Consider the following 12772-nt stretch of genomic DNA (forward strand, 5'->3'; position numbering starts at 1 on the left):
GCGCTAGCGGATCCGTCTCGGGAACTGTCCGGTGCCGCCCGGCGCCGACAGGACCGGCTGGGCCGATGTCGCCTCATGGGCGCTGCGCAGGCGGTAGCGATCTCCGGGATAGAGGAAGCGGCTGCGCGTCACCGGCACGTCGCCGCGCCAGGTCCGGCGGTCGAGCAAAAGGCAGGGCTGGTTGGCGTCGATCTGGAGGGCTTCGCGGCTTTCGTCGTCGGGCCGGATGGCGCGGATCGTGTTGTCGACGAAGGTGACCTCGGTCATCCGCAACAGATAGGCGTGCGGCGTGAGCCGGGTGAAATCCTGGTCGAGATAGGCGGGTGCCTCGGCGGCGTTGATGAAGCGGTCCTCGATCTGAACCGGCGTGCCGTCCTCCTTGTGGAGCAGGCGCGAGTGGAAGACGGTGCTGCCCGCCGGCAGGGCGAGCAGCCCGATGAAGGGGCTGTCCGGCGCCAACGCGCAAAGCGACATCACTTCGCTGGTATGGACGCCGCCGCTCGCCGAGATCTCCTCGGAGACGTCGGAGAGCTCGAAGATCGCGCATTGCATGCGCGGGCCGACGACGAAGGTGCCGCGGCCCTGGACGCGGACCAGCATGCCCTCGGCCTGCAACTCCCGGAGCGCGCGGCGCACCGTCAGCGCAGAGGCGCCGAACTCGACCGCGAGGTCCTCCTCGCGCGGGACCTGGAAGTCCGCCGGCCATTCCGCGGCACGGATCCGCCTTTCGATCGCGGTCTTGATCTGTCCGTAGAGCGGCTGGGTGACCTGGGTCAGCTCGGTCATGCAAGGGTCCTCTGCTTGGGGAGGTTTGATATCACAATGCCATTCAAACGGTATCGCTCTCTGCCGCCTTTAAGAGCGGCCTGCGTATTTTTTCAACAGGAAGGTGCTTGACACCCAAAGATCGATCGGATCAGTATCGCATATTGATATCATATCAACTTTGAAATGATATGATAAAAAATCTAGCCAGGAAGCGCCTCGGTCTCGACTGCGCCCGGCTATGACGGGAGAGATTCTGATGACGTCGCATTCGCCCGCGCTGCGCACGCTGGACATGTACATCGACGGCCAGTGGGTGAAGCCGGCCTCCGGAGAGTATTTCGAGACGGTCGATCCCTTCACCGCGCAGCCCTGGGCGATGGTCGCGCGCGGCGGCGCCGAGGATGCCGACCGCGCCGTGCGCGCCGCCCATCGCGCCTTCAAGGAGGGGCCGTGGGGCAAGATGCACCCCTCCGATCGCGGCAAGATCATCCACCGCCTGGGCACGCTGATCGAGGAGCATGCCGACGCGCTCGCCGAGATCGAGGTGCGCGACAATGGCCGGCTGCTGGCCGAGATGCAGCACCAGATCCGCTACATCCCGAAGTGGTATTATTACTATGCCGGCCTGGCCGATAAGATCGAAGGCGTCGTGCACCCCTGCGACAAGCCGGCTCTGAGCTATTCACGGCCCGAGCCGCTCGGCGTCTGCGTGGCGATCGTGCCCTGGAATGCGCCGCTGCTGCTGCTCTCGCTGAAGGCTGCTCCCGCGCTCGCCGCCGGTAACACGCTGGTGCTGAAGCCGGCCGAGCACACTTCGGCTACCGCTCTAAAGCTGATGGAGCTGGTCGAGGCCGCCGGCTTCCCGCCCGGCGTCGTCAACGTCGTCACCGGCTTCGGCAAGGAGGTCGGCGAGCCGCTGGTCACCCATCCGCTGACCCGCCATGTCGGCTTCACCGGCTCGACCGCGACCGGCGCGCATCTCTATTCGCTGGCGGCGAAGGATGTGAAGCGGGTCAGCCTGGAGCTCGGCGGCAAGTCGCCCAACATCGTCTTCGATGACGCCGATCTCGACAATGCCGTGCGCGGCGTGGTCGGCGGCATCTTCGGCGCGACCGGTCAGACCTGCATCGCCGGCTCGCGTCTACTCGTGCAGCGCCGTGTCCATGACCAGTTTGTCGAGAAGCTCGCTGCCTTCACCAGGACGGCCCGCGTCGGCGATCCCCGTGATGTCCGCACCCAGGTCGGCCCGATCGCCAACAAGATGCAGTTCGAGAAGGTGCTCGGCTATGTCGACATCGCCCGCCAGGACGGGGCCGAGCTGCTGCTCGGCGGCAAGCGTCCGGACGGCGACGAGTGCGCGCGTGGCTTCTTCGTCGAGCCGACGATCTTCACCGGCGTCAACAACGAGATGCGGATCGCGCGCGAGGAGGTCTTCGGGCCGATCCTCTCGACCCTGGTCTTCGACGATGCCGACGAGGCGGTTGCGATCGCCAACGACAGCGAGTTCGGCCTGGCTGCCGGCGTCTGGACCCGCGACATGAAGCTCGCCATGCGCATGTCGGATCGGCTGGAGGCCGGCAGCGTCTGGGTCAACACCTATCGCGACATCTCCTACACGACGCCGTTTGGTGGCTACAAGAAGAGCGGCATCGGCCGCGAGAACGGCGCCGAGGGCATCCGCGAATACCTGCAGACCAAGGCGGTCTGGCTCTCGACCGCGGATGAGATCGCCAACCCCTTCGTCATCGGCTGAGGGCGATCAGCAGCATGCCCCTTCGACACTGCCTCAAGCGGAAACCGACGTCATGGTGATGAGAAAAGGGAGCGAGATCCTCGCCGACGAGCTCAAGCTCAACGGCGCCGAGATCATCTACCACGTTCCCGGCGAGAGCTTCCTCTGCGCGCTCGATGCGCTCGGCGTGCGCTATCCCGAGATTCGCGCGATCAGCTGCCGGCATGAGAACGGCGCGGCGCAGATGGCCGAGGCCTATGGCAAGCTGACCGGCCGGCCCGGCATCGCCTTCGTCACCCGCAGCCCGGGCGCGACCAACGCGGTCAACGCCGTCCACACCGCCTATCAGGATTCATCGCCGATGATCCTGATCGTCGGGCAGGTGAAGCGCGCGCTGATGGAGCGCGAAGCCTTCATGGCCTACGACTTCCGCACCATGTTCGCGCCGATGACGAAATGGGTCGCCCAGATCGACGACCCCAGGCGCATCCCGGAATTCGTGCAGCGCGCCTACCAGACGGCGATGACCGGGCGGATGGGGCCGGTCGTGCTGGTGGTGCCGGAGGATGTGTTCGAGGAGGAGTGCGAGGTCGCGCCGGGCAAGCCGAGCGTGCCGGCCTCGGCCGGCGAGCCCTCGGACGAGGCAGTCGCGCAGGTCTTCGCCATGCTCTCGGCGGCGCAGCGTCCGCTATTGATCGTCGGCGGCTCCGGCTGGACGGAAGGCGCGCGCAACGACATCCAGGCCTTCGCGCTCGCCAACAACGTCCCGGTCGTCACCACCTTCCGGCGGCGCGACATCATCGACCATCGCCTGCCCTGCTATGTCGGTGAGATCGGCATCGGCTCGAACCCGGCGCTGCTGGCCCATGTCAAGGACGCCGACTTCGTCGTCATGTGCAACGACGCGCTCAGCGACGTGAACACGATCGGCGCCGGCTACATGGAGGGGTTCACGCTCTTCGACATCCCGGTGCCCAGGCAGAAATTCGTCCACGTCACCCGCAGTTTCGACGAGCTCAACCGGGTCTTTCAGGTCGACCTCGCCTTGCTCGCCGACAATGACGCCTTCGCCCGCCGGCTCGCCGGCCATGCGCCGGTCGACCATGCCGCGCGCGGCGAGTGGACGGCCGCCCTGCGCAAGACCTTCGAGATCGAGACGACGCCGCGGCCCTGTCCGGGCGAGATCGACCTGCCGCAGCTGATGAAATGGCTGCGCCAGCGCCTGCCCGAGGACGCCATCGTCACCAACGGCGTCGGCGCCTACGCGACCTGGAGCCAGCGCTATTTCGCGCATTACCGGCTGCATACGCAGCTCGGCCCGATCAGTGGCTCGATGGGCTACAGCCTGCCGGCGGCGATCTCGGCCAAGCTGCTCTACCCTGAGCGGGTGGTCGTCGATTTCGTCGGCGACGGTTGCTACCAGATGAGCTCGGAGGAGCTGGCGACCGCCGTGCAATACGGGGCGGCGGTGATCATCGTGCTGTTCAACAACAACATGTACGGCACGATCCGCATCCACGAGGAGAACCGCCTCGAGGGCCGCGTCAACGGCACCCAGCTGGTCAATCCCGACTTCCACGCGCTGGCGCTGGCCTATGGCGCCCATGCCGAGCGCGTCACCCGGACCGAGGAGTTCGCGCCGGCCTTCGAGCGCTGCCTTGCGTCCGGCAAGCCGGCTCTGATCGAGATGTGCGTCGACCAGGAAGCGATCCACTCGCGCTACTCGCTGACCGACCTCAGGAACCGCCGCAAGGCGAAGCACTGACTGCCCCTGCCGCTGCGGGCGGCAGGCTCTTCCGGCGCCACTGAGATGGCGCCGGCCATTCGAGCCCTCCGACAGAAGAGGGCCGCTGCGGATCTGACTGCAACCAAGAATCGGGGATTCCAAGATGAACAGGACGATTTCGGCTTTGCTGCTCGCCGGGACGCTCGGCGCGCTGACCTCTCCCGCGCTGGCCCAGGAGTGCAAGCTCAGGGTCACCACCTGGGGCGGCAGCTATCAGAAGACCTATGAATCGGTCGCCGCCGGCTTCGAGAAGGCCCATAACTGCAAGATCGAGTGGGTTGTCGGCGCCAGCCCCGACCATCTCGTCAAGGCGCGGCTCGGGCAGGTCGACGTCGCCACCAACACGCTGCTGAACTCGATCGCCGGCGAGAAGGAGGGCCTGTGGCTGGCCCTCGACAAGGCCAAGATCGCGAACATGGCGAACCTGTACCCGAATGCGGTCCACTCGCCCTATACGGTCTTCGTCAATGTCGGCGACTACGTGCTCGCCTACAACGCCGACAAGGTGAAGACAGCCCCGACGAGCTGGGACGAGCTCTGGAAGCCGGACTACAAGAACCACGTCGTCATCTACGGCTTCGAGCACATCCCGACGCTCAGCCTGACCGTGCAGCAGGCCGAGCGGAACGGCGGCGGCATCGACAATATCCAGCCTGGCCTCGACAAGATGGCGGCGCTGATCAAGAGCGGCAACCTGATCGGTTCGCTCGACGTCGAAAGCCAGATGGTCTCGCTGTTCCAGACGCAGGACGCCTGGCTCGGCATGCTGGCGACCGGGCGCATGAAGGAGCTGCTGGAGAAGGGCGCCAAGAACGTCAAGTTCGTCCGCCCGGCCGAGGGCACCTTCCCGCTGATCAGCACGATCAACATCACCAAGGCGGCCAAGGATCCGGCCAAGGCGCAGGCCTTCGTCGACTACGTCCTGAGTCCGGAAGTCCAGATCGCCTTCGCGACGCGCAATCTCTACGCCCCGACCGTGCAGAACGCGCCGATCCCGGCCGACTTCCAGTTCCGTGACCTCCTGGTCCAGAACGAGCAGTTCAAGCGGCTGTTCCTGCCCGATCAGGAGAAGATCACGGCCAACAAGGCCAAGTGGCAGAACCAGCTCAACCAGATGACGAGCAAGTGAGCGCGCTCGCAAGCGCCGACCGGACGAGCAGGTCGGCGCCACACTCCTCGCAAGGCGTCGCCCGCTCGTCGGGCGCGCCGATCAAAGTCTCGACGACGCCTTTATCCGGCAAAGCGGATGACATGAACGCATCACAGGACAAGGCCATCGAGGTCGCTTCCGTCTGCAGGCGCTATGGTGACGTCATGGCGGTCGACGACGTCTCCTTCGACGTCGGCCATGGCGAGTTCGTGTCGCTGCTCGGCCCCAGCGGCTGCGGCAAGACCACGACCCTGCGGATGATCGCCGGCTTCATCATGGCGAGCGACGGCACCATCCGGGTCAACGGCCGGGATGTCACTCATCTGCCGCCGGAGAAGCGCGAGGTCGGCTTCGTCTTCCAGAACTACGCTTTGTGGCCGCATATGACGGTCGCCGAGAACGTCGCCTTCGGCCTCAAGCTGCGCAAGCGCGAACGGGCCTTCATCGCCCGCAAGATCGAGGAATCGCTCGGGGTCACCGGCCTGTCCGGCTATGAGGACCGCCTGCCGCGTCAGCTCTCCGGCGGTCAGCAGCAGCGCGTCGCCCTGGCCCGGGCGCTGGCACTCGAACCGCAGCTCCTGCTGATGGACGAGCCGCTCAGCAATCTCGACCGCGCCTTGCGCGTCGCGATGCGGCGCGAGCTGAAGCAATTGCAGTCGCGCCTGAAGATGACGACGCTCTACGTCACGCATGATCAGGAAGAGGCGCTGTCGATGTCCGACAGGGTGGTGATCATGAACCGCGGCAAGATCGCCCGCATCGCCCGCCCGGCCGAGGTCTATGACGACCCGCAGTCGGAGTTCGTCGCCGATTTCGTCGGCACCACCAACTTCTTCGACGGGGCGGTCACCGCGGCGTCCGGCGGGGTTCTGACCGTGCGCACCCGCGGCAATCTCGACTTGCTCGTGTCGGCGCCGGCCTCGATCGCCGCTGGCGAGCAGGTGCGCGTGCTGCTGCGCCCCGAGCGCATCCGGATCTATCCGCCCGGCCAGGACGGGCCCAACGTCTTTCCCGGCAGGATCAGCTTCGTCGAATATTACGGCCCGACGATCCGCTACACCGTCCAGCTCGACGGCGGCGAGGGCGTCTATGTCGAGACGCACCAGGCCGGCGGTGTCGCCGCGATCGGCGATGGCGTCCGCATCGGCGCCGAGCCCGGCGATTTCAGGCTGATCCGCAGCGAGGGAGGCCGGCCGTGAGGAGGGGGATGGCGGCTCCGCTCCTGCTCGCTCCGGCGATGGTGGCGCTGCTGATCTTCGTGGTCATGCCGCTGCTCTGGGTGGCGCGGACCAGCTTCAACCAGGGCGTCGACGGCGCCTACATGGTCTCCGCCCTGACCATGGACAATTATGCCCGCTTCCTCGGCAGTTCCTGGTACCTGATCAACACGCTCTGGTTCTCGATCCGCATCGCCATCGTCGCGACCGCGATCTCGGTGCTGCTCGGCTACCCCGTCGCGCTCTACATCGCCCAGACGCGCGGGCTGCAGAAGAGCATCCTGATGACGATGGTGCTGGCGCCGCTGCTGATCGGCCTCGTCACCCTGGTCTATGGCTGGATCGTCATCTTCCGCGGCGGCGGCCTCCTGAACTCGCTGATGATCGCGATCGGCGTCTATGGCGAGCCTGTCCGCTATATGTGGGACCTCAAGGGCGTGATCATCCTGCTGGTCTATATCGGCATGCCCTATATCGTGCTCTCGCTGCTGGACTCGATCGAGCGCATCAATCCCTCCTTCGTCGAGGCGGCCCGCAATGTCGGCGCCAATCGCTGGCGCGCCTTCTGGAGCATCACCTTCCCGCTGACGCTGCCCGGCCTCTATGCCGGCCTGGTGATCGTCTTCACCCTGAACTTCTCGGCCTTCGCGGTGCCGCTGATGGTCGGCGCCAACGACACGCAGATGATCGGCCTCGTCATCTACCGCGAGGCGCTGCTCAACAACGACCTTCCCTTCGCATCGAGCCTGTCGGTGATCATGATCCTGGCCAATGCGACGATCCTGACCGGCATGTCCTTCCTGTTCGGCAAGCTGATCCTTAACCGGCTGGAGGCGAAGCGATGATCCGGCTCGACCTGGGCGCCCTGGCGCTGCGGCTCGTCACCTATCTGGCGATGGGCTTCCTGTTCTTCCCGATCCTGATCACCCTTCTGGTTTCGGTGAACCCGCAGGAGTTCATCCTGCCGCCCTCGGGCTTCACGCTGGAATGGTTCCGCCAGGCCTGGACCTCCGACAATTTCGTGCGGGGGATGGGGGTGAGCCTCTGGCTCGGCATCGCGGCGACGCTGATCGCCAATACGCTCGCCTTCATGGTCGTGCTGGCGATGGTCCGTTACGATTTCCGCGGCAAGGCGCTGATCAACCTCCTGATCATGTCGCCGCTGCTGATCCCGACGACGATCTTCAGCCTCGCGCTCTATGTCTTCTTCGCCCGCCTGGGCTTCGGCTCCGGCATTCCGGCGCTGGTGATCGGGCATTCGATCCACGTCCTGCCCTTCGCCGTCCGCATCCTGACGGCGAGCATGCAGAACTTCGATCTCTCGCTCGAGGAGGCCGCGCGCAATGTCGGGGCGGGGCCGGTGCGGACGATGGTCTCGATCACTTTGCCGGTGATCAGGACCGGCCTGGTTTCCAGCCTGGTGCTCTGCTTCGTCCTGTCCTGGAACGATTTCCCGATCTCGGTCTTCCTGGCGCCTGCGGGCTGGACGCCGCTGCCGGTCGAGCTCTTCTCCTATATCAAGTTCCAGTACGACGCGGTCGGGGCGGCGCTCGCCAGCTCGCTGATCCTGATCTCCATCGTCGTGATGGTCGTCATCGACCGGCTCTCGGGCCTGCGCCGCGTGCTGCGCTGATGTCCAGTCGGCTTAAGTGTCATGCCCGTGCATTCGCATTGGAGCGACCGGCATGGCTTCCGTCGAGGTGGCGAAGCGGCGGAAACGGACGCGACTGCAACCGCGAGACAGCCGCCGCTGTTGAGCCGGCCGATTAATGCTGCAGTGGCCGACGCAAATTACGAGCGATCCCGCTTCCCTGCGATGGCATCCAGCTCACTCCGCATCATCGTCAGGAGTTGCCCCCGCCGGCTGTCGGTCATGCGCTCCAGCACCATGGCGAGGCTGATCGCGGCATAGGGTGGAAGCGATCCGTTGGGGACGGCAAGACCGATGCCGATGCTGCCATCGGTGATCGCGTCGCGCCGCAGGGCATATCCGCGCTGCCGCGTCTTCTCGAGATCGTCGCGCAATTGCTCGACGGTGAGGTGGCCGCGCTCGGAGTAGGCGTTGCGATTGGCTTCGACGATCGCATCGGCCTCGGCTGTCGGCAGCGCGCCGAGCAGGGCAAGGCTGCCTGCGGTGATGCCGAGCGGATAGCGGTCGCCGACCTTCAAGGTCAGTGTCTTGATCGGGTAGTTGCCCTCGACCCGGTCGATGCAGACGACCTCGAAATCCTGCCGCATCACCAGATAGGCGGTGTCTCCGGAGAGCTCGGCCAGCCGTTGCATCAATGGCTTCAGCCGGGCTGCGACATCGACCCTGTGGCTCGCCGCAAGCCCGAGCTCATAGGCGAGCATGCCCAAATGGTAACGCTGCGTCTCGGGATCCTGCCCGGCCATGCCATGGTCGACGAGCCGCTTCAGGATGCGCCGGGCCGTCGGGGTCGCCAGGTCGGCGGCGCGCGCCAGATCGGTGAGGCGCGCCGACCCGCCGCTTTGGGCGATTGAGCGCAGCAGGAAGACGGCGCGGTCGATGACCTGGGTGCCTTGGCCGGGCTCCCGCGCCGTGCTCTCGCCATCCTGCGCCATGTGTTGAAGGTCTCCGTTTCCCCGTCGGCCCATTGCAGGCCCAGGCCTCGAACAATCTCATTCGGTCTCTTCATCGGACCATAGGTCAGAGTTGACCCATGTCGAGCAGATAGCCTTCCGCCCGAGCCTTGAGAAGGTCGACCGAAGGGCTGCAGATCCTCGGCGACATTCCGTCGGGTCGGCCCATTCAAGAGGCCTGTAGCCTGGCGAAGCCGGCGATCGGCGGAAACGCGTCCGGATCGACGTGGACATCGAGAAGGAAGGGGCCCTTCTCGGCGAACATCGTATCGAGGCCGGCAGCCAGGTCGCTTGCAGAGGAGACGGTCGCGCTGGCGCAGCCGACCGCGCGGGCGATCATCGCATGGTCGATCCGGGTGATCGCGCAGACTTCTGTCGCCTGCCCGAAGCGCAGCATCTCGGCATGGCGCTGGAAGCCCAGGATCGCATTATTAAGCACGATCAGCTTGACGTCGATGCCGTGCCGGACGGCGCATTCCAACTCTGCCCAGCAATGCGAGAAGCCGCCATCGCCGACCACCGCGACGACGGGGGTGGAGGGCAAGGCGAGGCGCGCGCCAAGCGCCAGCGGGTAGCCCCAGCCGATTCCGGCGAGCCCGCGCGGAAACAGGAAGCGACGCGCCGGCTCGCGTGCCTGCAGATATTGCGAGACCCAGAGGCTGGAATAGCTGGCATCGGCGACGAAGACGGTGTCCGCGGGCGCCCGATCCTGCAGGACATGCATCAGGTGCTCCGGCCGCAATGGGTCGCCGGAGCGCAGCGTCAGTGCTGCGACCTCGTCGGCGGTTGAAGCGCGTGCCTGCGCGATGGCGTCTGCGAGCAGAGGGCGGCGGCGGGCCGCGCCGCTTTCGGCATCGGCAAGCTCGGCCATCGCCAGGCCGAGCGCGTGCAATGTGGTGCGGGCGTCGCCGATCAGCGGCAAGGCGGGGTAATTGCGCACCGCCTCGTCCACGGCGACGTCGACATGGATGAATTCGGCGCCGCTCGGAAACAGGCTCCAGGAGGCCGTGCCGTTGTCGTTGGTGCGGTTGCCGACGAACATCACCACATCGGCCGAGCGGATGAGCGAGCGCATCGCCCGCGAGGGGCTGCCGGGGCCCATCGCGCTGCCGACCACGCCGAGAGAGAGCGGATCGACTTCGTTCACGGCCCCCTTGCCCATGATCGTCGTCGCGACGCCGAACGCAAAGCGCTGCTGCAGGCCGGCAAGCTCGGCCTGCGCGCCAGATGTGTGGACGCCGCCGCCGGCGACGATGATCGGCGTCCTGGCGCCGGCGAGCAGGCGGGCGGCCTCGGCGATCGCGGCCGGTTCGGGCTGCTGCCGAAGGGAGGGGAAGGCGGCGGGCATGGCGCGGGGCGCGCTGGGCTGCGGCAGCCGCTCGCCCAGCACATCCGCGGGGATCGCGAGCGCCACCGGTCCCGGCCGGCCGCTCGTCGCCAGCAGGATCGCCTTGCGCAGCATCTCGAGGGCTCGCGCGCCATCGTCTAGCCGGCGGAACCATTTCGTGCAGGAGGCGAAGAGGGCCGCGTGATCGAATTCCTGGAAGGCATTGCGGTCGACATGGGAGCGCTCGACGTCCTGGACCAGGACGAGCACCGGAATGGAGGCCTTGAAGGATTCGCTTAAGCCCGCGGCGACCAGCGATGCGGCGGCGCCGTTCTGGGTCGCGATGCAGCCGAGGCGGCCGGAGGCCCTGGCGAATCCGTCAGCCATCGCCGTTCCGGCATTCTCCGTCCGGAACCCGATCTGTCGCAATCCGCGGCGCTCGGCCGCCAGGGTGAGGGCGGATGGCGAGCCTTGACCGAAGATCAGGTCGATGCCGGACGCTTCGAGCTCGGCGGCGATGACTTCGGCGACGGTGGGCAGCTGGCTTTCGGTCATGTTCGATCTAGAGTGCCATAATATGGATGCTGTTTGGCAACGATAGTGGCGCTTTATGGCTCATAGCAATGCTATATAAGATAAATTCTGGATTGATATTTCATATGGTGGAGTTAAATGAATCGCAGTGTCGACGGCCTATCGGTCGACGAGGTCTACAGGCTCCTGGCCGGATTGATCGTTCCGCGCCCGATCGCCTGGGTGACGAGCCTGTCGGCGGAGGGGGTGGTGAACCTCGCCCCGTTCAGTGCCTTCACCTATCTCTCGACCGAGCCGCCGCTGATCGGGATCAGTGTCATGCGTCGCGGCGACGGGCTGAAGGATACGGCGCGGAACATCGCCGATCGCGGCGACTTCGTCGTCAACATCGCCGACGAGACGCTGGTCCAGCCGGTTCATCTCAGTGCCGCCGAGCATCCATGCGATGTCAGCGAGGCGGATCTGCTCGGCCTAGAGCTGGAGCCGTCGCTCGACGTCGCGGTGCCGCGCTTGGTCTGTGTCCCCGCGGCGCTCGAATGCGGCCTCGAGCAGGTCATCGCCTTCGGTGATCATGGTGCGCAACTGATCGTCGGGCGCGTGCGGCGATTCCATGTTCGCGACGATCTTCTCGATGGCGGGAAGGTGGTGACGGAGCGGCTGCGGCCTCTCTGCCGGATCGCCGGGCCGAAATATGCCGGCCTGGGCGAGGTCTACACGCTGGCGCCCGTGCGTCGGGACGGCTCGCATTTATATTCCACTTAGTGGACATAAATTTTGTCATATTGTCTGTTGACCATCATATTTGGGGCGATATGCTGACGGTGTTGTCAATATGCATCCATATATTGGAATATCGAGATGGCGTTCAGCGAGATCGAGTACAGCGTGTCGGGGGCGGTCGCGCGCATCCTGCATGCGCGGCCGGGTGCCCGGAACGCCGAAAGCCAGCTCCTGCTGGACGAGATGGATGCGGCTCTCGCTGCCGCCACGGCCGATGCCGAGGTCCGGGTGATCGTGATCGGCGGCCAGGGCGATCACTTCTCGGCCGGGCACGATCTCAAGGAGGCGCAGGCGAAGCGGCAGGGCTTCACCGTCGAGCAGCGCTGGGACTATGAGCAGCTGCGCTATTTCGACCATGCGCTGCGGATCTGGGATTGCCCGAAGCCGACGATCGCGCAGGTGCAGGGCGCCTGCATTGCCGGTGGCTTCATGGTCGCCAATCTCTGCGATCTCGTTGTCGCGGCTGACGACGCCTTCTTCGCCGATCCGGTCTGCCACACCATGGGGGCGGCCGCCGTCGAGGTGCTGGTCCATCCCTGGGTGATGGGGACGCGCAAGGCGAAGGAGTTCCTGTTCACCGGCGCCCGCATCACTGCCCAGGAGGCGCTGGCCGCCGGGATGGTCAACCGCGTCGTCGCCCGGGCCGATCTCGAAGGCGAGGTGCAGGCCATGGCGGAGCGGGTCGCTGCCGCGCCGCCCTTCGCGCTGCGGCTGATCAAGCGCTCGCTGAACCGGACCATGGACATGCAGGGCTTCCGCAATGCGCTGTCGGCGCATTTCGACAGCCACCAGCTTTCGCATGTCTCGGACGAGTTCGCGCAGATGCGTGGCAGCGGCCTGGCGAGCGCGATCGAGCGCGGGCGCCGGTGAGCTCTGC

11 protein-coding genes are annotated in these 12772 nt (G+C 66.0%); 8 read left to right on the top strand and 3 right to left on the bottom strand.

Going from position 1 to position 12772, the window contains the following annotated elements:
* Nucleotides 1–3: 3 nt before the first annotated feature.
* Nucleotides 4–786: a histidine utilization transcriptional repressor HutC gene (gene hutC / locus AC3WLC_RS04355; RefSeq protein WP_493682708.1), complete on the bottom strand. Its 783-nt coding sequence runs from the start codon at nt 784–786 to the stop codon at nt 4–6.
* 238 nt (nt 787–1024) lie between these two features.
* Here hutC and AC3WLC_RS04360 point away from each other — a divergent pair, with 238 nt between their 5' ends.
* The 6 genes from AC3WLC_RS04360 to AC3WLC_RS04385 all read left to right on the top strand — a co-directional run bounded on the left by AC3WLC_RS04360 (nt 1025) and on the right by AC3WLC_RS04385 (nt 8286).
* Nucleotides 1025–2521, top strand: coding sequence for an aldehyde dehydrogenase (locus AC3WLC_RS04360; protein WP_493682709.1), 1497 nt, complete (start codon nt 1025–1027; stop codon nt 2519–2521).
* 52 nt (nt 2522–2573) lie between these two features.
* Nucleotides 2574–4265 (top strand): thiamine pyrophosphate-binding protein, encoded by a 1692-nt coding sequence (locus AC3WLC_RS04365; RefSeq protein WP_493682710.1) that lies wholly within the window; start codon nt 2574–2576, stop codon nt 4263–4265.
* 124 nt (nt 4266–4389) lie between these two features.
* The gene (locus AC3WLC_RS04370) at nt 4390–5415 is read left to right on the top strand and encodes an extracellular solute-binding protein (protein WP_493682711.1); all 1026 of its coding nucleotides are present in this window, start codon (nt 4390–4392) and stop codon (nt 5413–5415) included.
* A gap of 122 nt (nt 5416–5537) precedes the next feature.
* Entirely contained in the window at nt 5538–6635 is a 1098-nt protein-coding gene (locus tag AC3WLC_RS04375) for an ABC transporter ATP-binding protein (RefSeq protein ID WP_493682712.1), read from the top strand.
* Nucleotides 6636–6643: 8 nt separating this feature from the next.
* Complete coding sequence (locus AC3WLC_RS04380) at nt 6644–7498, top strand: ABC transporter permease (protein WP_493682713.1); 855 nt, start codon at nt 6644–6646, stop codon at nt 7496–7498.
* On the top strand, nt 7495–8286 hold the full coding sequence (locus AC3WLC_RS04385; protein WP_493682714.1) for an ABC transporter permease: 792 nt from the start codon (nt 7495–7497) through the stop codon (nt 8284–8286). Before AC3WLC_RS04380 ends, AC3WLC_RS04385 begins: the two co-directional genes overlap by 4 nt.
* Before the next feature lie 158 nt (nt 8287–8444).
* Here AC3WLC_RS04385 and AC3WLC_RS04390 read toward each other — a convergent pair whose 3' ends face one another.
* The gene (locus AC3WLC_RS04390) at nt 8445–9236 is read right to left on the bottom strand and encodes an IclR family transcriptional regulator (RefSeq protein WP_493682715.1); all 792 of its coding nucleotides are present in this window, start codon (nt 9234–9236) and stop codon (nt 8445–8447) included.
* A gap of 187 nt (nt 9237–9423) precedes the next feature.
* A complete protein-coding gene (locus AC3WLC_RS04395; RefSeq protein WP_493682716.1) occupies nt 9424–11136 on the bottom strand; it encodes an acetolactate synthase catalytic subunit in 1713 nt (570 codons plus the stop codon).
* 117 nt (nt 11137–11253) lie between these two features.
* On the opposite strand from AC3WLC_RS04395, the gene AC3WLC_RS04400 reads away from it, so the two are divergent.
* Entirely contained in the window at nt 11254–11877 is a 624-nt protein-coding gene (locus tag AC3WLC_RS04400; protein ID WP_493682717.1) for a flavin reductase family protein, read from the top strand.
* A gap of 96 nt (nt 11878–11973) precedes the next feature.
* Nucleotides 11974–12765 carry an enoyl-CoA hydratase gene (locus AC3WLC_RS04405; RefSeq protein ID WP_493682718.1) on the top strand — a complete coding sequence of 264 codons (792 nt, stop codon included), beginning with the start codon at nt 11974–11976 and terminating at the stop codon, nt 12763–12765.
* The last annotated feature ends 7 nt before the right edge of the window (nt 12766–12772 follow it).

The organism is Allobosea sp. GW821-FHT03A12, assembly GCF_058986765.1.

Bases quoted from the DNA above. Each gene is read 5' to 3' on its own strand.
- AC3WLC_RS04390 (WP_493682715.1), bottom strand. From the start codon at position 9,236: ATGGCGCAGGATGGCGAGAGCACGGCGCGGGAGCCCGGCCAAGGCACC.
- hutC (WP_493682708.1), bottom strand. From the start codon at position 786: ATGACCGAGCTGACCCAGGTCACCCAGCCGCTCTACGGACAGATCAAG.
- AC3WLC_RS04375 (WP_493682712.1), top strand. From the start codon at position 5,538: ATGAACGCATCACAGGACAAGGCCATCGAGGTCGCTTCCGTCTGCAGG.
- AC3WLC_RS04400 (WP_493682717.1), top strand. From the start codon at position 11,254: ATGAATCGCAGTGTCGACGGCCTATCGGTCGACGAGGTCTACAGGCTC.
- AC3WLC_RS04385 (WP_493682714.1), top strand. From the start codon at position 7,495: ATGATCCGGCTCGACCTGGGCGCCCTGGCGCTGCGGCTCGTCACCTAT.
- AC3WLC_RS04365 (WP_493682710.1), top strand. From the start codon at position 2,574: ATGGTGATGAGAAAAGGGAGCGAGATCCTCGCCGACGAGCTCAAGCTC.
- AC3WLC_RS04370 (WP_493682711.1), top strand. From the start codon at position 4,390: ATGAACAGGACGATTTCGGCTTTGCTGCTCGCCGGGACGCTCGGCGCG.
- AC3WLC_RS04380 (WP_493682713.1), top strand. From the start codon at position 6,644: ATGGCGGCTCCGCTCCTGCTCGCTCCGGCGATGGTGGCGCTGCTGATC.
- AC3WLC_RS04405 (WP_493682718.1), top strand. From the start codon at position 11,974: ATGGCGTTCAGCGAGATCGAGTACAGCGTGTCGGGGGCGGTCGCGCGC.
- AC3WLC_RS04395 (WP_493682716.1), bottom strand. From the start codon at position 11,136: ATGACCGAAAGCCAGCTGCCCACCGTCGCCGAAGTCATCGCCGCCGAG.
- AC3WLC_RS04360 (WP_493682709.1), top strand. From the start codon at position 1,025: ATGACGTCGCATTCGCCCGCGCTGCGCACGCTGGACATGTACATCGAC.